This window comes from Pseudomonas sp. BT76 TE3572, from assembly GCF_050435365.1.
In the GTDB taxonomy this organism is placed as follows: Bacteria; Pseudomonadota; Gammaproteobacteria; order Pseudomonadales; family Pseudomonadaceae; genus Aquipseudomonas; species Aquipseudomonas fluorescens_W.
The window spans coordinates 4650309-4673392 of record NZ_JBNDKE010000001.1 but is presented as its reverse complement, the minus strand read 5'-3'; the positions used below and the strand labels follow the sequence as shown (position 1 = coordinate 4673392).

The 23084-nt window shown below is 57.3% G+C and carries 17 protein-coding genes; 1 reads left to right on the top strand and 16 read right to left on the bottom strand.

Annotated elements, in window-relative coordinates; translation table 11 throughout:
• The first annotated feature begins 552 nt into the window (after positions 1-552).
• Positions 553-924: a DUF6124 family protein gene (locus ABH912_RS21125; RefSeq protein ID WP_429511567.1), complete on the top strand. Its 372-nt coding sequence runs from the start codon at positions 553-555 to the stop codon at positions 922-924.
• A gap of 54 nt (positions 925-978) precedes the next feature.
• Here ABH912_RS21125 and ABH912_RS21120 read toward each other — a convergent pair whose 3' ends face one another.
• From ABH912_RS21120 to tssH, 16 genes are all read right to left on the bottom strand, one after another.
• A complete protein-coding gene (locus ABH912_RS21120; protein ID WP_033059330.1) occupies positions 979-2346 on the bottom strand; it encodes a lysozyme inhibitor LprI family protein in 1368 nt (455 codons plus the stop codon).
• Positions 2347-2393: 47 nt separating this feature from the next.
• Positions 2394-3512 carry a lysozyme inhibitor LprI family protein gene (locus ABH912_RS21115; protein WP_231670553.1) on the bottom strand — a complete coding sequence of 373 codons (1119 nt, stop codon included), beginning with the start codon at positions 3510-3512 and terminating at the stop codon, positions 2394-2396.
• A 129-nt stretch (positions 3513-3641) separates the two neighbouring features.
• Positions 3642-4388: a lysozyme inhibitor LprI family protein gene (locus ABH912_RS21110; protein ID WP_429511566.1), complete on the bottom strand. Its 747-nt coding sequence runs from the start codon at positions 4386-4388 to the stop codon at positions 3642-3644.
• A gap of 110 nt (positions 4389-4498) precedes the next feature.
• The gene (locus tag ABH912_RS21105; RefSeq protein ID WP_033059327.1) at positions 4499-5005 is read right to left on the bottom strand and encodes a hypothetical protein; all 507 of its coding nucleotides are present in this window, start codon (positions 5003-5005) and stop codon (positions 4499-4501) included.
• A gap of 2 nt (positions 5006-5007) precedes the next feature.
• Positions 5008-6765 carry a peptidoglycan-binding domain-containing protein gene (locus ABH912_RS21100; RefSeq protein WP_156363936.1) on the bottom strand — a complete coding sequence of 586 codons (1758 nt, stop codon included), beginning with the start codon at positions 6763-6765 and terminating at the stop codon, positions 5008-5010.
• 11 nt (positions 6766-6776) lie between these two features.
• Positions 6777-9212, bottom strand: coding sequence for a type VI secretion system tip protein TssI/VgrG (gene tssI, locus ABH912_RS21095; RefSeq protein ID WP_429511565.1), 2436 nt, complete (start codon positions 9210-9212; stop codon positions 6777-6779).
• A 28-nt stretch (positions 9213-9240) separates the two neighbouring features.
• Entirely contained in the window at positions 9241-10257 is a 1017-nt protein-coding gene (locus tag ABH912_RS21090; RefSeq protein ID WP_429511564.1) for a serine/threonine-protein kinase, read from the bottom strand.
• On the bottom strand, positions 10254-10982 hold the full coding sequence (locus tag ABH912_RS21085) for a PP2C family protein-serine/threonine phosphatase (RefSeq protein WP_033059323.1): 729 nt from the start codon (positions 10980-10982) through the stop codon (positions 10254-10256). The genes ABH912_RS21090 and ABH912_RS21085 overlap by 4 nt, the downstream gene beginning before the upstream one ends.
• Positions 10982-14506, bottom strand: a complete 3525-nt coding sequence (tssM, locus tag ABH912_RS21080; RefSeq protein ID WP_429511563.1) for a type VI secretion system membrane subunit TssM — start codon at positions 14504-14506, stop codon at positions 10982-10984. The genes ABH912_RS21085 and tssM overlap by 1 nt, the downstream gene beginning before the upstream one ends.
• Positions 14507-14519: 13 nt before the next feature.
• A complete protein-coding gene (icmH, locus tag ABH912_RS21075; protein ID WP_429511562.1) occupies positions 14520-15395 on the bottom strand; it encodes a type IVB secretion system protein IcmH/DotU in 876 nt (291 codons plus the stop codon).
• Between the two features lie 5 nt (positions 15396-15400).
• Positions 15401-16732 carry a type VI secretion system baseplate subunit TssK gene (gene tssK / locus ABH912_RS21070; RefSeq protein ID WP_429511561.1) on the bottom strand — a complete coding sequence of 444 codons (1332 nt, stop codon included), beginning with the start codon at positions 16730-16732 and terminating at the stop codon, positions 15401-15403.
• Between the two features lie 2 nt (positions 16733-16734).
• Positions 16735-17235 (bottom strand): type VI secretion system lipoprotein TssJ, encoded by a 501-nt coding sequence (gene tssJ / locus ABH912_RS21065; RefSeq protein ID WP_429511560.1) that lies wholly within the window; start codon positions 17233-17235, stop codon positions 16735-16737.
• Between the two features lie 5 nt (positions 17236-17240).
• Positions 17241-18437, bottom strand: coding sequence for a type VI secretion system-associated FHA domain protein TagH (gene tagH / locus ABH912_RS21060; RefSeq protein ID WP_429511559.1), 1197 nt, complete (start codon positions 18435-18437; stop codon positions 17241-17243).
• Positions 18438-18454: 17 nt separating this feature from the next.
• Complete coding sequence (locus ABH912_RS21055) at positions 18455-18595, bottom strand: hypothetical protein (RefSeq protein WP_007894589.1); 141 nt, start codon at positions 18593-18595, stop codon at positions 18455-18457.
• Positions 18596-18892: 297 nt separating this feature from the next.
• Positions 18893-20413, bottom strand: coding sequence for a sigma-54 interaction domain-containing protein (locus tag ABH912_RS21050; RefSeq protein WP_429511558.1), 1521 nt, complete (start codon positions 20411-20413; stop codon positions 18893-18895).
• Between the two features lie 10 nt (positions 20414-20423).
• Positions 20424-23078: a type VI secretion system ATPase TssH gene (gene tssH / locus ABH912_RS21045; RefSeq protein ID WP_429511557.1), complete on the bottom strand. Its 2655-nt coding sequence runs from the start codon at positions 23076-23078 to the stop codon at positions 20424-20426.
• Positions 23079-23084: the final 6 nt, after the last annotated feature.

Here is a 23084-nt window from a genome sequence, read left to right as displayed (position 1 = left end):
GCAGTGTAGCGACTTCAAGCGAGAACGCCACTGTCTGGTTGCGTTAGAAGAAGATGAACCACTTTTCCGGCATGATGACCACCAAGTCACGCTCTCCCGCCTTAACCTTGATCATTCCCACACTCCCGCGTGGGTATGCATCCCGAGACGCTCCGCGTCACAGCCAACACCCGCCCTACACCTGAAGAAACACATTCCTGTAGGAGCTGCCGAAGGCTGCGATCTTTTGATCTTGATGCCCTCAAACCTCTCGGACATTTCCTTCAAAACGCCGGGCTGTCCGTGAACTAGGCGACCTTGGCCTTCACCGATAACCTCTGTTCGTCACCGCAAAATCGGTGACTCGGACGTGCAAGTCCGGCGGGATACACGATGTGTTATGGCAATTCATCGAGCATTTTCCTATGCTCGCGAACCGTTATGGCTGCTGTGTATGGGAGACCTTCGGGTCTGCCGGGTAATCCCGCCGGTCTTGCACACCTATACACAGCTGCCACCTCTTTCGAAGTGCACGCGAAACGGTGTCGGCTCCTTAATTACGGGATTACACCTATGTTCAAGCCAACACCGAATCCTCCTGAAAACGAAGCCACATCCCCCTACGAATCCTTCGATTCGAAAAAACTCCACGAAGCCGCCGAACGCGCCCTCGACCGCCATTTCAAACCAGCCATCGAACCCCGCCCCAAACGCCGTGGCGGCCTCTTCACCCTCTCCCCCGGCACCGACGCCGAAGCCCTCATGGCCAACGCCTCGGAAGACCTCCTGTCCATCAGCGCCATCGCCGCAAACCTGGCAGACGACCTAGACGGCTCACGCCGCTCGGTCGCATTAGCCCTGAGTAGAATGGCGGATGGCGTGCGGTTGATGGTGGAAGGGACGCAAGATCACATTGAATTGCGGGAGTATCGAACGCAGGGTTAGTAAGCCCCAAAGCAGTTGAAGGGCGCTTTGCGCGCCCTTCATCACTTTGTCGTACTAATAGCAGTTGCTAGCCGCTATCGGTTCAGTCACTTCCGACTGAAGTCGTTTAACAGCATTGAGACCCGACTCGTAACCTTTGTTGGCAGCAAGCTGATAACAGGCCAAGGCTCGGGGAATATCCTTTTTACCGAGATCGCCACTTTCCCAATAAGAGCCCAACGAAACGAACGCATTCGTCGACCCCATGGAAGCAGCACGAATCAGCTCTTTTTCAACGTCAATTGGTCGCTGACATGGCCCTTCCCCAGCCGTTTCATTGCCAAAACAATAGAAGCCTGCCAGGGACTCAGCCCCGCTCGGTGAATTAACGGCCGCCGCTTTGAACAGAGCCTCGACTTTGCCGTATTCCAACTGCGGCGCCATACCCGACAGACTCAGCCCAGCTGCAGCCAAACTTGACTCAGGATCGCCTGAAGCGGCCGCGCACAGGTAATTTTCCAAGGCTGCCTCAAAAAGCTCGCCCGTCAGCCGGTATTGCTCAAGACCACCCAAGCCAACAAATCCCAGTGCACGCTGTGAGCAGAAATTCTCCGCACGACTCATCGACCGCGTACTTGCTACAGAAAGTTCTATTTCAGAAATCGACCAGTCCTCAACCCCAACAAGCGTCCAGCAGGCCTTTCGCGAAAAGTTGAAGATCTTGATATTGCTGTTGCCGGCACGTTTATCCACAACGTTAACGTGGCGGTCATCCACCTTCTCGACTTCAATCCCTTCCACTTTCCCATCAGGCATCGCGACCATTAAGGGAAACGCCATGTCGCGCCCTACCTCGGCAGTGACGTAAGGCACAATCCGCCCTATATCGGACGTTCCCTTTAACACCAATAGCTTCACAGCCTGCGCCGTTAGCCGCTTTTGCGATTCGGCGTTAACGGAAAATGCGGGCAGAAACTGGGCGAACTCTTGCGAAGGACACGAGCCGCGCCCAATTGCCAAACCACTCCCGCTATCGGACGCGATATTGTCCAGAAAAACTGACCGTTCATGGCTCATGGCGGCGATGCAATTGTTCACGGCGGTCACATGTGTCGACGAGCCCGGTTCTACCTCCAACGCATCAATCTGACAATCGGCATCACGCAGTTTGATCCAGGCGCGCTGAGCCTCTTGAACCTTTGCCTTGTGCTCCTCAGCTAGAACCGGGTCGGTCTGATAGCCGCCTTCAAGCCGCACCATCAATTCTTGGTAACTGGTATTCAACTGCGCATCCGCAGCAGCCTTGGCACTCACAGAACATCTTTCACCATGGGAGTTCGTAGCGATATCAATACATGTATCTTGAGCAAATGCATCAGCCCCTAAAGGAGGCAAACCACAAACCAGCACGCCAAATAGCACTAGAACAAAATATTTATTCATGAAAAAACCCAGTAACAAACTTTAGAAGACATTCTTTTAAACTGTCACTACTCATCCGGCGCGATAGCCATTTTCAGAGTATACCCATCTAGATAAACGACAGCTTCGCGACCGTTAATATCGATAGGTGTAGGATTCTGGACAATATCTTTATCACTGGCTGCCGCAATTTTTGTCAGAGTCTTATCGGCAACATTGGCACGCCAGATAGTTTCATCACCATTCTTGAAATAAAATACCGGCCGTGACTTGCTCCAAATCGGATTATAAATATTCCAACCTACCTCTGGCTGACCAACTGGAGCAATCGTTTCATATCCAGGAGTGTGTGAATAATACGCTTGCAGTTTTCCATATTCACCACCCCAACCGAAAGTCAAACCACTAACAGCATTTTCATCAGTATTTGGCCACTGTTGAAATAACAAACTACTCTCCGCCGGCGGCAACTTGGAACCGAGTTTATACACCATCCCTCGCAACTGGTTTTTCGAGATCTGCTGTCGATAGTAAAAAGACCCATCTAAAACTCCCGAAAACCTCTTTCCTTCGTCGTTCGCACCCAATCTCAGCGCACCGTCAAAGCCAATATCTTTTGCGATCGCGTGTACTATTGGCCTGTCGTTGCGATCAACGTACTCATACAAATTCCCTCGGTACGCAATCATTGCTGCATCAAAATGTCCTTCAAATACGATGACATGCAGCATGCCTGAGATTGTTTCAGCGGAAATTATAAAACGCTCAAGAACGCCTTTTTCATTGGGAAGCCATGCTAAATCAATCATCTTCCATGAACGCGCAAACTGCGTATACGCTTTATCGCCCGACATCAATTTAATGTCTTTTTGAGTTGGCCTAGGCGTCACTGAAATCGGAGTCAGAAAGCGAGTCTGCTGAACATAAGCATCTTCTAAACACTCCATTGACTCACAAGAGTTACGCTCTGATTCAAGCCAATCACTTTCAATAACTTGAAAAGCCCGGCGATTCTTTAACGGTTTGAAGACCTCACTCAGCTTTTCATCCATAACGGACAAAGAAGGAGAGCTACAAATTTTTCGTTCTACTTCCGTTGAAGCTTTGCCGCAGTCGAAACTCGCTGAATGTGCGATTGAGCTAAACAGCGACAGAGCCAACAACAAAAACTTAGGAAGCAAATACATATTTCTCATTGAATCAGCCGTCAAATAAATTTTTCAACCAGCGGGACAGATCTATTTAACCCCAACCAAGATCAAAGCCTTGGAGCGCAACAAATAAATCCGTCCCCTTTGCTCATAAGTTTATTTCAGCTACTTTGATGGCGGAGCGACCGCGATCTGCCTGGCACGATCAAGCGTCAGACGAATCATGCAACTAGCGGATTGCTCACCATATATAGACTTTACGCACTCAAGATCCCTAAACTTCATCCAAGCTCGTTGAACCTCGCGAAACGCGGTTCTTTTTTCGTCACTTAAACGATTTGCCTTATCATGGCAAGCCGAATTAAGCAGCGCATCCGCATCCGCCAAAACCAACTGATAAATATCGCTCTCTTGCACTATTTTGACTTGAGGTAAACTCTGAGGTAGATCCGCATCCCAGTTATTCAATCCATTATTGTCATCAACTCTTAGCTTGACCGTTTTATTATCAAACCACCCATATTGATTTTTTTCCTGTTCCGACTTATAAAGCAACTCAATATAAATTGGGTCGTTTCCCCGTTGCGGATCATTTAGCAGAGTCTGCTTTAAAACACTGACATTTCCATTCCCCTCATCTAGTTCGAAAGAAAAGCAAGGGGTTGGCCCAGGCTGTGCGGCTGACTTGCTACCACGCATACAGTCCGCTCGAGTAGAGCCGCTCGGCTCATCACTTCCCGTTTCTACATCTTGAATTCTAATTAGCAGTCTCAAGTTAGGGGCCGTAGAATAGTCGGCTTGTAATATCTTCGCGGAATAGAACGGTTCTGCTTGAACGGTAGCGACGGCAAATACAAAAAATGCTGAGCACACCAAGAAAACTATATTTTTAACCACAGAGATTAATTCCATTTAAATCTAAGAAAAAAATAGGACGGCGTTATTTTTTTGTAACCCGGGACAGATTTATTATCGATAGAGAACCCACCTAATAATTAAATCCATCCCTCTTCGCAACTAACTTATTCGAAATCCCCCTCATATTTTTTTGATTCCGGATTAAAGCTCCACTTATGAGGCGTGGTTAGGGCGTTTTTTCCCTTATAACGGATATTCCCATCACCGTCTCTCTGATAGGAATAAACTTGCACATCTTTGAAACCGCTAATAGTTTCAGGAGCTTTATCTAAAACCTCCACCTTAGCAAAATAGTCGCCACCGACAAACTTCAAATAACCTTTGCACTGAATTAGAAAGCCGTATGTTTTATCTTTGCTAGAGCCTTCACTACCATAGGATGTAAAGATAAAATCTTTTATGCCATCGCCGTTGAGATCACCGCTGTAAACTACTTTTCCTTCTTGAACTGAAAATTTATCGCCGCTCAACCTCGATAACGTGTCGATCTGATCCCCGTCTTCGGACCATTGTGAAATAAAGTGCTTCGCCCCCCCAGACGTATCACAAACATCTACAGTGGCGGCGCTAGCCATAGGAGAAAACACTAGAAAAGCAAAAATGTATTTCATAGTCAAACTTCCAAGACAAAGGTATTTCTACCAGTTCTAACTGAGCCCTGAGGCTGAGTTGCACCGAAAACGATACTTGTGGTTATCGTCGAGTTGATAGCAGCAGCCGCAGATAACAATTTTTCTGTCAGTACCGCCTCATGCGCGTCACCCCAACTAGCCACCGCCGGCGGCCAGTTTACACCGGCTGTTCCATTTACCGCCTGCTGTACGATCGGCGTGATTTTCTCATAGTCATCATTTACGACATGAGATGGGCGATACACATGCCATCTAAGAAGTATGGCTACCGATTTTTCCGAAGTGAAAACTTTACCCAAGGTACTGGTCACAGTCGCGGCTCCAACGTGAAAAGTAATTTCCTTTTTCAAGATATCTGCAATCCTCACCTTGGCCATCGACCACATCGTGGTTTTGTATTCTTGCAATGTTCTGCCGGCCATACCCATTCTATAAAACCAGTGCCATGTTTTTAAATAATGCGCCTCTTCTTTGGTTTTCAACAGTTCGTCAAATTCAGTATCCGCATGACTTGGTTGGGCTTGAGCAAATGTGTCATTTGTCAGCTTAACCCACCCAGAATAAGTCTTCAAATCATCCGCATATAATCTGGAGTCACCCCAATCATATATCGGATACAAGCCAAAATTACCAAAAACCTTATTGAATGTCTCGTTGCTTTTATGCTTTAAATACGCAATAAACCCAACAAACTCCCCTTTTCCATACTTTCCGTTATTGAAGAGACCCATAGTCCAGTGGCATGGCCCAGCAGAGATCAAAGCATTATCCCACGCGTTCAATACATCAAAACGACCAAAGCATTCTGCCTCTGCTACCACTCGGATCGTGCGATATGTTGATAACGCAGGAGTATTAAGCTGAGAAGAATTGGCTGCTACGCCCGTTACATTTTTAACCGACATATCAGCTTCAGGTGACCAACTATGTGCTTTAGTAGCATTGGGACCACCAAAGCTACCTGACTGGTAATACCCTACAGACTGATAATCAACTTGAGTCCGCTCGGCTGGAAACTCAAAATAATCAGAAAAATCCCTAACTAGAATTCTTGGCGCTCCGGGAGTAAAGCTATCATGAGCCCATACATTACAACCTGACGGGGCCAAATTACTTCTTACACCCTGACTCATCGCCCATGCTTCAAACACAACTGGGCATCTGTAATCGTTATCCAACCAATGCTCTATGGCTATTCTAGTCTGCTCATTTACAACGCCGCTTATTGGGCCGTTATACTTCGATGCATTAGCCACAGACTGAAGACTATCAACATAATAACTGGCAGGACCAGTAGTAGAACCACTTACCGCGGGAGTCTTACCTGCTTTAGCTACAATTGCTGCCGAGCTATCAAAATAGACATCCAGGTTGTTAATTTTTACAGGAACCCCTGCTTGATCTAGTAAAAGTTGGCCCTGCTTTTCTGGCCTAACACATGCCACCCGATTCATAGATGCATATATTTGAAACTCTCTAACGGCCCAACCAGTGCGAATCCCAAATCCTCCATCCGGCTTACCAACCACCGAAAAGCCTAACGTAACTAGATCTTCTTGCAGCTTTCTCACATGTTCAGGAACAGCAAGTGCAGCACTACTGCCCAAAAATGCCGCTGCTGTTTCGGCATTAACCACCGTTAATACGGGATTATCGTTGCCTCCCCATCGTGGAGGTGTGTTCTGCGCAGGTTTCCCATCGTGGTCGCCACGGCGGAGGTCAAAATCTCCATAAATCATCACTTATTCCCTCACGCAATGTGTTGCTCTTGTAGCCGTTTTATATCAGTGGCCGACAGATAATCTTTATCTGTTAACTCACAAGACCGATGGAAGCAACGGGTGGCGTATTTGGTTTTCGGACCATTCTCCCCGTCAATTTTTCCATTATAAAAACCAAGATTTTTTAATCGTGATTGAAGCCCTTTGATATCCGAAGCATCTGATTGCGCGCTTAAATCGAGCTCCCAAATCCACGGTTGCGACTCAGTTCCAAATGGGTAGAAAGTAAGCTTTCCCTTTTTTGCACTTGGCGGAACTGGTTGATCTACAAAGCCGTCAGCAGATGTCGTGCCTTTATAAGTCACTCCATCGACCTCCAACACATAGGGCTGTCCCGCAATCCCTTTCTTCTCATACGGGCGCTTCATTTGAATTCTGAAACTTTTCCCAGGTGCGTCTAATGACGGCGAACTCGGCGCATTCATCGACGCCTGATCCATCAAACTCCCCGCCTTATCCTTATCCGCCGCCCCCGGCAGCACCGGCGGTTTAATCCCAATCCCTGTCCCACTCCCCGCCGACCCGCCAGCATTAATCTTCACCACCGGCCCAACCACCGTAATCCCACCCGCATCCAGCTTGATGAAACTCCCCCCGGCCTTAACCGTGAGCTCCATCCCAGCCTCGATGACAATCTTGTCCCCAGCCTTAAGATGAATCTCTTTCCCAACGCTAGTCAGCTGCGCAGTCCCCAGCTTCACATGCTGGTTCTGCCCAATCGTCAGGTGATCATCCATCCGCGCTTCAGTCTTACGATCAGCAATCGTGGTGCGATGCTCTTCTGCCTTCAGCTCGGTGTAGGTGTTCTTCTCCACCGTGTCATGCCGTTCATTCCCAACCCGAATCTTCTGATCATGCTCAATGTTTTCATCCCAATCCCGCTGGGCATGGATGAAGATCTGCTCCGCGCCTTTCTTGTCCTCAATCCGCAGTTCATTGAACCCGCCGCCCCCCGGTGAACTGAGGGTTTTAAACACAGTGCGAGTCTTGTTCGCCGGCAAGTCGTAGGGAACCTGGTTTTCCTTGTGGTACAGGCAACCGGTCACCAGCGGTTGATCGGGGTCACCTTCAAGGAAGGTCACCAGCACTTCCATGCCAATGCGCGGGATGGCGATGGCGCCATAACGATCACCGGCCCAACTCGAAGAGACGCGCATCCAGCAGCTGGTTTTGTCGTCAGCCAAACCTTCACGGTCCCAGTGGAATTGCACCTTGATGCGGCCGTACTGGTCGCAGTGAATCTCTTCACCTTTGGGCCCGGTGACCATGGCGGTCTGGCTGCCGAGGACGCGGGGCTTCGGATGTTCCAGCGCCGGCCGGTAGAACACGTCCCACGGCGTGGCGAGGAAGCGGTTGCGGTAGCCCTGGTGGAAGTCGTCCTTGTTGGCGGTGGTGTCGCTGGTGACCGACTCTTCGAGGACTTGCGGTTGTTTGCCTTCGTGGAAGATTTCGGTGAGCAGCCAGAGGTCGTTCCACTCGGTGCGCGGGTGGTCGGACATTTCCAGGAAGTGGCCGCTGACCAGGGTGGTCTGATCGCTTTTACCTTCGGCTTGTTGGTAGTCGGCGCGATGGCGTTCGAGGGCGCGTTGGCTGAGGAACTTGCCGCGTGCGCGGTCGATGAAGCGGCCAGGGTAGTCGTAGTCTTCGAGGTCTGGCTCGTCGCTTTGCGCCTCGGGTTTGTAGGCGGATTCGAGTTGCAGGCGCGGTTTTTCGAAGTCGTAGTCGCGGCGGGTGACGCGGCCGGTACGGGTTTCGAGGCGCAGTTTGAAGCCTTTGATCACGGGTTCGTCGGCGACCATGCCGCTGCCTTGCACGTAAGCCGTTGGCTGCCCGAGTTTCTGGAACACGGTCTGGTCGTCGCCGAATACCAACAGATGACCTTTGGCGCTGTGCTGGAAGTGGTAGTGAATGCCTTCTTCTTCGCACAGGCGCTGGACGAAGTGCAGGTCGGTTTCGTCGTATTGCACGCAGTAGTCGCGATCCGGGCACGGTTGGCTGAGCTGGAAGTTGTAGGCGTTGCCCTTGATACCGTGCTCGTCGAGGATCAGCGCGATGATTTTTGGCGCCGACATCTGCTGGTAGATGCGCTGGTTGGTGCGGTGGTGCAGGTATTGCAGTTGCGGCACCAGGGAGATTTTGTAGCGGGTCAGGCGTTTGCCGGCATCGCCTTGGGCAACGCGGTAGATCTGGCCGTGGATGCCAGAACCCTTCGGATCGAACGCCAGAAAGGCCTGCTTGTGCAGGAGCTTTTCGAGGTCCAGATCGGGGTTTTCGCTGACCAGTTCCAGGTCGAAGCGATACGGCTGGCTGATGCCTTCAGTGCCGGTGAACGACAGCACTTGCAGGTCGCCGACATAGTCTTCAACAGTCAGGCTGAAGTGGGTTTCGTTAGCGGAGTTGAACATTGCTTGCTCCCTGTTCGGTAGTCATCCGTTACGCCCGCAGTCGCAGGCGTTGCAGCAAAGTCGAAGTGGCGCCCATGGCGTCACGCAATTGGGCGGCGGTGATGGTGCGCTTGGCCGCATCGAAAGCCAGCGCCGTTCGCAGGGCTGGCCAGCAGTGTTTTGGGAGATTCCTGGGGGCGTGCAGCTCGTGTTCGAGGTGGCCGTCGCGGGCCTCGGTCGAGGGCAAGCGGCGGAACGGATGTTTGCCGCTCGCCAATTCATAGAGCACGCAGGCCACGCCGTACACGTCCGCACTGGCCGTCAGCGGTTGGCCTTCGAGCAGTTCGGGGGCGGCGTAGCCGGGGGTCCAGGCGTTGAAGCGGTGGCGGCTCAGGTGTGGCAGGCCGGGCAGGATGCCCTCTTCGGCCTGGCCCAGACCGAAGTCGAACAGGCGCACGCCTTCTTCGCTGAGCATCACGTTGCTTGGCTTCATGTCACCGTGCAGCACGCCGCGAGCGTGGGTGAAGGCCAGCGCGTCGAGCAGCGGCAGCGCGATGTCGCGCAGTTCTTTCCACGGCAGGCCCAGTGGCCGCTCGCAGAGTAATTTGTCCAGGGTCAGCCCACGCATGAGTTCCATGGTGATGAAGGCGCGCTGGCAGTCGGTGTCCACTTCAAAGCTGTGCAAACGCAGCACGTTGTCGTGGCGCAGGCGTCGGGTCAGGGCGAACTCGCTGTAGAGCAAGGCACTGGCGTCCGGCGATTCGGCAAATTCTTCGCTGAGAATTTTCAACGCGATGTAAGGGTCGGGATCGCCGAACTGCTCGCTCAGCAGATCCCGTGCGCGGTAAACCGCGCCCATGCCACCAGCACCGAGCAGGCGCTCGATGCGGTAACGGCCTGCGAGCACGTCGGGCATTTCACCGATGCTGGCCTTGGTCGGCGCCAGCGCGGGTTGGGCCTTATGCGGCTTGTCGTTTAGAGACTTGGCGAACGCAAAGTAAGTCAGGTTACTGTCTTGCTCTTCGCTCACCAGCAGGTCGTCGAGCGGCGGCATGAGTTGAGTCATTTTCGGATCACCACAGCAGTCAAGTTGTCCCGGGCCGAGCCACGCAGAGCGCCATCGAACAGACGCTCCAGCGCAACGTGCGGCGCGGTCAGGCTCAGGGCGTTGCCCAAGGCATCGGTGCTCAGCCCCTGGTACAAACCATCGCTGCACAACAGAAACGCATCGCCGGGGTAAACCTCGAGTTCGAGTACGTCCAGCGTCAGCACATCGGCGGCGCCGACCGCACGGGTCAGCGCATGAGCCGAAGGATGAGCACGGGCGTCTTCGACGCTCATGTTTTGCTCGTCGATGAGTTGCTGTTGCAGCGAATGGTCCTTGGACAGCTGATACAAACGCTGGCCACGCCACAAGTAGCAACGGCTGTCGCCGGCCCAGATGCAGGCCGCGCGACTACCTTCCACCAGCAGCGCCACCACGGTGCTGCCCATGATGCTGTCGTGGCGCCCGGCCGTGACGGTCAACTCCTGACCCAAGCGGCGGTTGAGCCAGTGCAGGCACTGGCGTATGCCTTTGAGTCGTTCGTCGAAGTCGTCCTGCACCGGCAATTCCGCCAGGCTGGCGACGATCAACTGGCTGGCGATGTCGCCACCCTGATGACCGCCCATGCCGTCTGCGACCACCCACAGCCCCTGCTGTGGGCAGTCGAGGAAAGCATCTTCGTTGCGCGCCCGAACCTTGCCCGGATCGGTACGCGCAGCGCTGCGCCAGGGACTGGCAACCAGCATCAGAGCTGCACCGGCATACGGAAGGTACGCAGCACGCCCATGTCGAACGGGTTCGGTGTGCGCTGGCTCGACAGCAAGTAGTTGGCGCGCAGGCCGCCCACATCAGCTTTCAGTACCAACACATCGCGACCGCTCAGGTACTCGGTCTGCATCAGGTCGAACAGACGGAACAGCGACCATGGGCCGGTGTTCTTCTCGATGCCGATCGGGCGGCCGGCCATTTTGTCGAGGACCAGGCTGGTGCGACCGTCTTCAGCATCGGTCGGCCATTTGAACGACACCGGCACGATCGGACCGTGGCGGTATTCGATGGTCTTGTCGCCAAACTTGAACTCGGAACGGCTGACGGCCGGGTCGAGGGTGTACGGCTCCAGTTTGAATTGCACTTGCGGCTCGGCCGGATTGATCGAGAAGAAGCTCTGGCGAATCACTTGGGCCGCGGCCATCTGGTCGAGGTAGACCTTGGAGATCGGCATGCTGTGACCGTCGATGCTGCGCAGACGGTAGTTGCCTGGATCGCCACTCACGAACGGACGCATGTAAGTGTCGAAGAAACGATCGTTGATGCCCTGCGCCTTGAAGAACTCGCGGAAGTCGCTGATCGCAACGTCGCTGGTGCTGTGGGCGCTGAACGGGTAACGCTTGTTGATCGCCTTGCCATAGAAGCTGTACAGCTCGCTCTGATAACGCTGGTTCAGGTACTGGTAGGAATCGTTCAACACCAGACGCCAGGTGTCTTCAGCCAGGACGTTGAACCACATGCTGACCGGACGCGGCAGACGGTTGGAGGCATTGCGCAAGTTGCTCAGCGCATCACGCTGGCCGCTCATGCGGGTCTTGGCCATTTCGAACGCTGCCTGTTCCGGCGCACTGGCACGAGCGAGGCTCGCCAGTTGCAGTTGCAGGTCGTTGAGCGCCGTCAGGGCCGGGGTCAAATCAGCGGCCGGGCCGTTGTTGTCGTCCAGCAAACGGTGCAGCGGTTCGAAACGACGTTGCAGGGATTTCTTCGCGGTGTCGGGCAGGTTTTTGGCCATGTCCGCTGCCTGGTCGGCAGCCGATGCAACCAGTTTGCCGAGTTTGCCGCCCTTCTCTGCCAGCTTCGCGGCCGCATCGGCGGCGTCCTCGGCAGTGTCGGCAGTCGCCGCAAAACGGGTGTTCTCGCGCACTTCCACCAGCAGTTGCAGCACTGGAGAATTAGCCGAGGTCAGGCCCGCCAGTTGCTCGGCGCCCTCGCCCGCGTCGTTGATCGGTGGCAAGGCCACCTGGCCGACCGCTTCACTCCAGAAGTTGGCGTAGTCGCGGAAGTACAGTTGCTCCAGTTCGACCATCAGGCGACGCAAGTCCATGCCGCTGATGCCAGAGCCCTCGCCCAGCACCCAGTTGTCACGCAGGATATCGGTGACCAGTGCAGAGCCCTGAACCGAGAAGTACTGCTGATAACCCTGCTGGGTGTAGAAGCCCGGGATCACGTATTCGGTGCCGACAAACAATGAAGCTTGTGGACCCATGTGTTGGCTCAAGCGGTATTCCGGTAGGTTGCGAGCCTGCTCGCGCAGCATCCGGTACACCACGTTGGCCAGCGACTCACTGCGCAATACCTGACGCGCCTGAGCCACCAGTTGATCGTTCAGCGGGTAGATAAACGGCTGCTTCAGCAAACGCTCGAAGTGCGTATTCAAACCGTTCTGCACGGCGGTGTTGCCGGCATAACGCTGGGACCATTCGGTGGCAACCCAGTCCTTGAGCCATGGACCGTCGCGACGGTCTTTCATGTTCAGCATCAGGTACGCACGCAGGCTGTTGAGCAGGCGTTCGCGGTCCTTCATGTTGGCGCGGATCTGCCCTTCCAGCAGCGTCGCGACCTTCGGCAGCAGTTGCGCTTCAAGCTCTCGCTCGTAGGCCTCCTTGACCACCGGATTGACCTCTTCGCCCTGATACAAACCACCGCGCTCGTGGTACGACACGTCACCTTTGTTCGGGAAGACCTGAGTCGCCGCGTAGCTGCTATCGAGGGGCTTGAGCACCGCCATGGAGTCATCACGCGCGGTCAGGGCCGAGCGTTGTTGCGTCCAGTTGGTCGCGAGGTTGCGCAGGTTTTCCAGACGCTCGTAGTTGGCGGAGAAACCGCCCGCCCACAGCATGCCGAACAGCGCCAGCGCCGCCAATGCGCCCACGTACAACGCACGTTGACCCCAATGGATGCGGCTGCGTTCGCGCTTGTCCAGACCGGCCAGATCGGCCTCGGGGAAAATCACTCGGCTAAGCAAATGGTGAATGAAGCGCGAGCGACCACTGCGCAAGGTTGGCAGCATGCCGGCGTTCATGCCCAGGTTGGCGCCGATGCCGGCGGTGGTCTGGTCCATTTCTTGAGTCAGGTGCGGTGCGCTGGTCAGGTAGAAACCGCGCAACTGGCTGACACGCTGGTAGCGGTTGCCGGTGAACGCCATGTCGACGAACAGGCACAGGCGCTCGCCGATCTGCCCCAGTTGATGCGGGAAGTCGAGGATGCGACCACGGCGCTGGGTGTCGCGCTCCTGGTGCATGCGCATGATCACTTGGCTGTTGAGGCGGCGCAGCAGCTCTTCGAACTCGGCGCGCAGCACGGCGACGTCGGTACCGCTCTGCGCTTTGCGGAAGCTGGTGCCGAGCACCTGATCGCTTTCTTCGCGGGTCAGCTGATCGAAGAACTCGTCGAAACCGAGCAGCTTGTCAGCCTTGCTCAACACCAGATAAACCGGCACATCGACGTGCAGTTTCTGATGCACGTCTTGCAGACGGGCACGCACCTGGCGAGCCAGGGTGTCGAGGTCTTGCTCGGTGTTACCCAGCAGCAGTTCCACCGGAATGGTCACCAGCACGCCGTTCAACGGACGGTTGCGGCGACGCTTGCGCAGCAGGTCGAGCAAGGTGCTCCAGGCGCTGCCATCGACTTCGGCATCCGGCTGGGTCAGGTAACGCCCGGCGGTGTCGATCAGCACACCGTGGTCGGCGAAATACCAGTCGCAATGACGGGTGCCGAGGGTGTCGCGGGTCAGTTTGCGGTCGATCTTGTTGATCGGAAACTCAAGGCCCGAGAAGTCCAGCAGACTGGTCTTGCCACTGCCCTGCGGACCGATCAGCAAGTACCAAGGCAAATCGCTGCGCCAGCGCTCGCTGCGACCGCGATAGAGGCTCGAGGTCTTCAGGGTTTTCAACGCATCCTTGAAGCGCACGCGAAGTTCTTTCTGCTCTTCGTCGATCAACTCTTCACGGCGGATACGGTCCTGGCCGTCTTCGGTGTCTTCGATAGCCTTTTTGCGTACGCCAGCGCGCCAGCTGACGAAGACCATGGTCAGGCCCCAGATCAGGAACAGCACACTGATGGTCAGCAGGCGGGAGGTCGAACCTTCCCAGAACTTGTAGTCATCCACCGCCAGCAGCGGCCCGACGAACCACACCAGCAGCGCGACAAACAGCACCACCAGCAAGGTCCAGACCCAGGTCTTGCGCAAGAATGCGCCGACTTTCTTGAAAAACTTTTTCATCACACGTCCCTGTTTACGGCTGCGACTGCGGCTGGACCGCGGCCGGATCTAGCTGCTGATAAGGTTGCAGAACGGTTTCGCGTTGCTCGCCCAGTACCCAGGCGAAGCCCGAATACATCACTACCAGGCAAACCACGGTGAACAGCACCACCATCCACGCCGGCACGATGCGCACCAGGCTGCGGCGCTGATCGTTCAAGCCTTCCCAATGCGGCGACAGCTCGCGAGGCACGTCGCCGCGCAACTGACGAATCTGACGATACAAGGCGTCGCGGATGCCTTCGAGTTCGAGCATGCCGCGGGCTTGCACCCGGTACTTGCCTTCGAAGCCCAGCGACAGGCACAGGTACATCAGTTCCAGCATCGGCAGGTGCTTTACCGGGTTTTTCGACAGGCGATCCAGCAGCTGGAAGAACTTCTCGCCGCCGAAGGTTTCGTTGTGGAAGCTGCTGAGCAGGCTCATCTGCGACCATTCGCTTTCGTTGCCCCACGGCGTGGTCACGACGGCTTCGTCGACCACGGTGCAGAGCACGTAACGCGCGGCCATCACCTGGCTGCTTTCGGCGCCGTTGTGCAGCGCCCGCACTTCAAACAGTTTCAGCCCGGAGGTCAGTCGCTCGTTGAGCGCGTACATGTCTTCGCGGGTGTCGCTGTGCTTGAGTCGCACCACTTCCGACAACAGGTCGGACGCTGCGGCCACCAAGGAGTTGAGGCTGATGTTGAAGGATTCGGCCGGGCGCAAACGCGCGGCGTAGATCATCCGTTCTTCGAGCTGTTCAAAACGCGGCGGTGCGGCGAAATCTGTCAGCGGACTCTGCGCCGGGCCGTGGCCCTGGCGGTCGAGCAGGACGGTTTTATCGTCCTGGTTGTGTTCCATGTCCTTGATCATGTCGGTCAGTTCCTGATGGCCCAGAATTTCAGTTCAAGCTCGGCAAATTCGCCGGACACGTGGAACGCGAAGCCGCCGGAGCGCTCGAGTTGTGCCAGGTCTTCGGAACTGAGTTCGAGAATGAAATAGGTTTTGTTGGAGTGGAACGCGATCTGCCGCGGGGCCACCGGCAACGGTTTGACCTTGATGCCCGGCAGATGCAGGTTGACCAGTTGGCGGATGCGCTCCACCGGGCCGACCTTGAGGTGCGCCGGCAAGCGATGGCGCAGTTCTTCGGAATCGCAGTTGGCACTGGCGGCGAGCACGAACGAGGCCGAGCCCAGCAGTTTGTGGTCGTGCAACGGCGAGACGATGATCCCGTACTGGCGCGCTTGCAGGACCAGTTCGATGGCGTGCTGTTCGAGCACCATCGACAGCACCTGACGAATCGCTTCCATCAGTTTGCGGAAGCTCGCGCCCTGATCGCTGTGCTGGTAACGGCTGTCCAGGCGCGGGCGTTTGCTGTCGCTGGAGAAGGTCGCCAGATCACCAAGCATGGTCAGCAGCGTGCGGTACAACTCTTCCGGGTGAACCTGCTCCAGGCCGAGGTAGTGACGCAGCAGCAGTTCGGTGCGGTTGATCAGTTGCAGCATCATGAAGTCGCCGACTTCCGCGCCACCGACTTTGCCGTTCGAGCGGATGCGCTCGGCGATGGTGTCGCCCCGGTGGCCGAGCATGCTGATCACTTCTTTCAAGCACGACAGCAGGTAGCTGGACGAGTGCGACTGAATGTAGGTCGGCACGAAGTCCGGGTCGAGGCTGATCACGCCGTCGGGCGTGGTGTCGAGCACTTCGCAGATCTTCAGTTTCACGTAGGCCTGGTCGCTCTGCTGCTCGCCGAGCAACAGTTTGAAGTCCGGGCGGCCGCAGCTGACCTGGCTGGCAGAGTCGTCACCGGCGTTGGAGTCGGCGACTTCCGCTTCGTACGCGGTGTAGCGCGCCAGCACGTCGGATTGCTCCGGACGGCGCGCCTCGATGTGGTTGCCGGTGACCAATGGCAGCGCCAGGTAGATCGGCGTGTGACCGGTGTTCGGTGGCACGTCGAGGGCCAGCGGCTCGGTGTTGCCGCCGAGTTCGAACAGGCTGCCGTCCGGCAGAATCCCCGAGGCCTGGCTGATCACCAGTTTGCCCATGTTGAGGAACTGCAAGTCGATGTCCAGGTTCAAGAAGCCCCAGGTGTAGCTGCCCAGCAACTGTGTGCGGGTTTTCATCTGGTGGTCGTAGTAGCGATCGTTGTGCTGGAAGTGCTGCGGACGCAGCAACATGCCTTCCTGCCAAATCACTTTATGGGAATTCATGATCAGTCATCCGCCTTGGCGAGCGTTTCGTTGCTGTTGCGAATACCGGCCTGGTCAAGGGTCAGATCAGCGTCGGTGACTTCCACCGGGGTGACTTGCACCGTGTAGCGCCATTTGGTTTCCGGCAGATCGCGGTAGGCGGCGAGGATGCCTACGTAGCGACTGCCCTCCTCCACGCTGAGTTTCATCTCCACGGTTTCACCTGGACGCAGTTCGATTTCTTCGCTGGCCACCAGGTCCGGGGCCAGGGATTCCTTGGCGCGCTCGTACAGGCTGAAGAAGTCAGCGTTCTCGAACGTCACCGGATGCTTAAGCTCGAACAGACGCACAACGATCGGCGATGGACGCCCGTTGAGGTCCGGGTTCAGTTGATCGCTGGCGGTCAGCTTCAGGTTGAGCTTGGTGACGTGGGAATACGGCGACAGCGACGAGCAACCGGCCAGCAGCACCAGGGCCACGAACGCCGTCAGCGTCTTGAAAAAAGCGGTCGAGCAGCGAGACATGCGCATCATCCTTGGTGGTCGGTGTGAAGGGTGGAAATCAGGCGGATCTGTTCTTCGTAGGCCTGAGCAAAGTCGCGGGCCAGCAGGCGCTCGCTCCAGTCATCGTCCTGACGCAGGGCCTGGTGATAACGACCGTAAGCTCTCCAGCGACTGCCGGACGTGGCGAGCAACGGCTTGTTGTCGCGCTCGAAACGCAGGGTCAATTGCTGTGGCGAGAAGTGTTCCAGCGTGCCGCGAACGGCGGCGCGGCTGGCGGTCAGCAAGGCCACCTGATGCGCCTGCAAATCGCGGAACGCACGGGAGATCGCCTGCTCGGCCGGCAACTGACCCGGCTTGTTCGGCTGCAACAAAATGCCCAGTGCTTCGCCGGCATCGACGGCAAATTTCAGTGGGTTCTTTTGGGTGCCTTGCACGGTGGTCTGGGCCAGACGCAGTTCGTTTTTCAATTCGCTGCGAGTGCGCAGGCTCTGCTGCAAACCACCGACGCTTTGCTTGAGCAAGCGTGCAGCGTTCAGCGCCAGGGCTTCGCGAGCATCGTGGTCGAGGCCTTTGAGGTCCACGCCCAGCGCCGCACCGAAGTGTTCCCAGAAACCTTCACTCTGACGCTCGATCGCTTTCGGCGGTGGCGCGGGTGCTGGCTCTGCCGGGGCGTTGATCAGCTCCGGCACCAACAGGCTTTCCATGTCGATACGCGCATAGTCGGCGCGCTGACGGGTGTCCTCGATGGTCGTGCTCGGCGAAATCAGCTCGTCGATTTCCGAATACACGCGCTCTTGCTGATCGAGGGCATTGAGCGGGTCGAGATCGAGAAACGCATCGTCCGGAATGATGCTGCCTGCCACTTGCGGACGGCCGACTTCAACGTCGAAGGTCGCCGGGTCGCGCACCAGTCGCGCCCGGATCTCGAAGTCACCCAGCACGTAGACACTGCCGTGCTCGATGCGCATCGCTTCGCCCTTGCGCAGGCGTGCACCGCTTTCGCTGTCCTGGATACCGTTGCTGCTGGTATCGGTCAGGAAAAACGTGCCTTCGCGGTAGCTGATCAATGCGTGGTGGTTGGACAGGTGACGCTTGCGGTCCGGGATGATCCAGTCGCAATCCTCGCCCCGACCGATCACGCCACCGGCCTGTTTGAAGGTCTTCTGGCACAAATCCGTGGGCACGAACTGCTTGGTGTTCAGCATTTCGAAAACCAGTTCCATGGTGATACTCCTTGCGGTCACTTGCCGCGATTGACCGCCTGCGGATCACCCAATGGGCGATAGGTGTTGTCGTTGTATTTGTAATTGCCGCTACAGCCGCCGAGGCCGCATAGAACGACGAGGGTAAGCAGGACGGCTTGCCAGTGACGAACAGGCATCAGAGGGTCTCCAGGGGTAGACAAAGTACAAAGCGCCGACCCGTTTGGGCGGCGCTGTTAGAAGCAGATGAGGTGGATTCGAGCGCTCCAGCCAGAGGCCTTGCGCATCGCCTATGTGGCGAGGGAGCTTGCTCCCGCTCGGCTGCGAAGCAGTCGTAAAACAGGGGGGGCGGTTTGACTGCCACACCGCGGCGCAGGGTTTTTGGGCTGCTGCGCAGCCCAGCGGGAGCAAGCTCCCTCGCCACAGGGAATTCACTGGCCACAGGTGGTATTCCAACCAGAGGGCAGAAATCGAGGTCAGCCATCGAAATCACCCAAATTGATATTCAGGCGCCCGAGGCGGTACAGCAGCGTGCGGCGTGGCAGCCCGAGTTCGCGGGCGGCGAGGGTCTGGTTGCCGTCGTTTTTGCGCAGGCAATCGAGCAACAGACTGCGTTCGACTTGCTCCAGGCGTTCGCGCAGGTTCAGGCCGCTGCTGTCTTCCGGCATGGCTTCCATGCGCAGAGAGAAATGTTCGGCCAGTAACTCGCCACCCTCGCACAGCAGCACCGCGCGTTCGACCAGGCCTTTGAGTTCACGCACGTTGCCGGGAAAGGTGTAGCCGGACAGGTGATCCAGCGCCGCATCGGACCAGCACACCGCATCGCGCTGCAAGAACGAGCACGCCTTGTCGGCGAAGTGCCGGGCCAGGTCGAGGATGTCGCCTTCGCGCTGACGCAGGGCCGGCAACTCGATCGGGAATTGCGCGAGGCGGTAGTACAAGTCCTCGCGAAATTTGCCTTCACTGACCAGCACCGACAAATCACGGTGCGTCGCGGCGATGATGCGCACGTCGATCTTGTGAGTGTCGTTGGAGCCCAGCGGACGAATCTCGCCCTCCTGCAGAACCCGCAACAGCTTGGCTTGCAGGGACAACGGCATATCGCCGATTTCATCGAGCAGCAAGGTGCCGCCGTTGGCCGCGTCAAACAGCCCGGCACGGTCGCGATCAGCACCGGTGAACGCGCCTTTACGGTAGCCGAACAGTTCGCTTTCCAGCAGGTTCTCGGGGAACGCCGCGCAGTTCTGCACGATGAACGCCTGGGAACGGCGCGGTCCGCAGTCGTGAATGGCGCGCGCCACCACTTCCTTGCCGGTGCCGGTTTCGCCGCGCAGCAGCACGGTATACGGGCTGTGCAGGACTTTGCTGATCAGCGAATAGGTCTGGCGCATGGCCGAACTCTTGCCGATCAAACCGTAACCGCTGGCGCTCGGGACGCTGGCCTTCGCCGGTCGTACGTCACCAGTCGGCTGACGCAGACGTTGCAGCAAATGCAGTTGCCCAAGCACGAACGAACCGAGTTGCCCGAGAGAATCGGCAAAGCCTTGCAGGTCGATGTGCCGGCGACTGGCGCACAGCAGCAAGCCTTCGACGGCTTTCTGCTGATTGACCAGCGGCACGCACAACAGCGACTGCCAAGGCATGGCCTGAGGCGGCAGGAAACTGGTTTCGTGCAGGCTGCCGCTCAGCTCGCTGAGGCACACCACGCGGTTCTGGCACAGGGCGAATTGCAGCAGTTGTTCACCGTTGTAATCCGCCGGCAGGCTCGCCGATTCCCGGGGTTGCAGGATGCCGTTCAGACATTCGGCGTTCATCCCCAGGCACGTGTGAGTCGCATCCAGCAGGTACAGCTGCGTCAACTCGCAACCGCTGAGCTCGGCCAAGCCGCGCACGAAGTCACCCAGCAGCGCAGCACCGTCCGCCGCGCGCGACAGGCTGGCGAACTGCGCCAGCAAGGCTTCGGCATAGACCAGCGGTTGCGGCACTTGAGTGAACATCACGCCCACCTCAGGCGAACTCGCACGTCACGCTGGCGTTGCCGTCGAGCGTCGCGTGGACACGCTTGAGGCTTTCGCCGGTGGCCATCGCATCGAGCAAGCGGTCGGCCACCAGCGGCAGCACGTGCAGGTCGAGCAAATGGTCGATCAGGCGCGCACCGCTGTCGCTCTGGGTGCAGCGATCGGCCAAGTGATCGACGAGGTCCTGGGAGTACGTGAAATCCAGCTGACGACGGTTCAGGCGCTCACCCAAACGGCCGAGTTTGATTTCGATCAGCTCGCGCAGCACCGGGCCGCCCACCGGGTAGTAAGGCACGACGCGCATGCGCGCCAGCAGCGCCGGTTTGAAGTGTTTGCTCAGCACCGGGCGGATGGTTTCTTCGAGGACTTCGGCCGACGGCCGCGCGCCGTTTTCACAGAGCTCGGCGATGCGGTCGCTGCCCAGGTTCGACGTCATCAGGATCAGCGTGTTGCGGAAATCGATCTCGCGCCCTTCGCCGTCGTTGGCCACGCCTTTGTCGAAGATTTGGTAGAACAGGTTGAGCACGTCCGGGTCGGCTTTCTCGACTTCATCGAGCAGCACCACCGAGTACGGTTTCTGGCGCACGGCTTCGGTGAGCATGCCGCCCTCGCCGTAACCGACGTAGCCCGGCGGCGCACCGATCAGGCGCGAGACGGTGTGCTTTTCCTGGAACTCGGACATGTTGATGGTGGTGATGAAACGATCACCGCCGTACAGCAAGTCCGCGAGGGCCAGTGCAGTTTCGGTCTTGCCGACGCCACTCGGGCCGACCAGCAGGAACACGCCCACCGGTGCATCAGGTTTGTTCAGGCCGGCAGCGGTGGCGCGCATCGAGCGGTCCAGTGCGTGAACGGCTTGTTCCTGACCGCGGATGCGGGTGCGCAAGTCGGTGGCGAAGCTCGCGACCTTGGCGTTGTGTTCGCGGGCCAGTTGGGCCAATGGCACACCGGTCCAGGCACTGATCACTTCGGCGACCAGACGTGGGCAGACTTCGAAGCTCACCAGACGTTCTTTGACCTGAAGCTCGGTCAGGGTTTTGTGAGTTACGTTCAGTGCAGCTTCCAGGGACGCGACGCTTTGCGCTTCGTCCACAGGGGCTTCGAGCGTTTCGATCACGGTGCCTTCAGCGTCTTCTTCAACCGTAACGGTGGGCTCGACGGCGGCAGCTTCGCGGGCCTTGGCCAGTTGCTGACGCAGGTCCAGCAGGCGCTCGGCCAGTTCTTTCTGCTCGGTCCAGAGGGTTTCCAGCGCGACCCTTTCGTCTTCGGCGTCGGCCAGTCGATCTTCCAAAGCGTCCAGCGCTTCGTGATCGATCAGCAAACCGGCCTCGGCATCACGGCGCAGCGCCTGACGCTGACGGCCACCTTCGGCCAGTTCGCCACGCAGGCGCTCCAGGCTTTCCGGGGCGGCGGCAAGGCTGATGCGTACACGGGCGCACGCGGTGTCGAGTACGTCGACGGCTTTGTCCGGCAGCTGACGGCCCGCGAGGTAGCGAGCAGACAACTCGGCCGCCGCAACCACTGCGTCGTCGCGCAGGTAGATGCCGTGGCTCTTCTCGTAGACCTGAGCCAGGCCACGCAGGATGGTCACCGCTTCGCTGACGGTCGGTTCGTGCAGTTGCACCGGTTGGAAACGACGGGCCAGGGCCGGGTCTTTTTCGAAGTACTTCTTGTACTCCGCCCAGGTGGTGGCGGCGATGGTGCGCAACTCGCCACGGGCCAATGCTGGCTTGAGCAAGTTGGCAGCGTCGGAACCACCGGCATTGCCACCTGCGCCGATCAGTGTGTGAGCTTCGTCGATGAACAGGATGATCGGTTTCGGCGAGGCTTTGACTTCGTCGATCACGCCTTTGAGGCGACGTTCGAACTCACCTTTGACGCTGGCGCCCGCCTGCAACAGGCCCATGTCCAGCGACAGCAACTCAACGCCTTTCAAGACTTGTGGCACTTCACCGGCCGCGATGCGCGAGGCCAGGCCTTCGACGATCGCGGTTTTACCGACGCCGGCTTCACCGACCACAATCGGGTTGTTTTTGCGGCGACGGGCGAGGATGTCGACCATCTGACGGATCGCGCCATCGCGGCACAACACCGGGTCGAGTTTGCCGTCGCGGGCCTGTTGGGTCAGGTTGTGGGTGAAGCGCTGCAGCAGCGATTCGCCAGGCACAGCAGGTTTACCGGTGGCCGGTTGTTCCTTCTGCGACAGGGCGAATTCTTTCAGGCGCTCGATGTTCAGCTTGGACAGCAACGACTGGTAGCGGCTGCCGGCGTAGCGCATCGGGTTGCGTAACAGTGCGAGGATCAACGCGGCTTGCTCGACCTGGCTTTGGCCCAGTTCAAGGTTGGCCACCAGCAACGCGTCTTGCAGCCACTGCACCAGTTCCGGGGCGAACACCGGGTTGCGCGAAGCACTGTGCTCGACCCGCGATTGCAACGCGGCACTCAGTTCACCGGCATCGACTTCGGCATCTTGCAGCGCGCGTGCGAGCAAGCCTTGCGGGCGCTCCAGCAAGCCCAGCAGCAAGTCTTCGACGAGGATCTTGCTGCCGCCACGGGCGACGCAGCGCTCGGCAGAACTTTCCAGATCACGACGGGTTTCGGCGTCCAGCGCCTGGATAAGTTGTTGCAGGTCTACGTTGATCATTGGTCA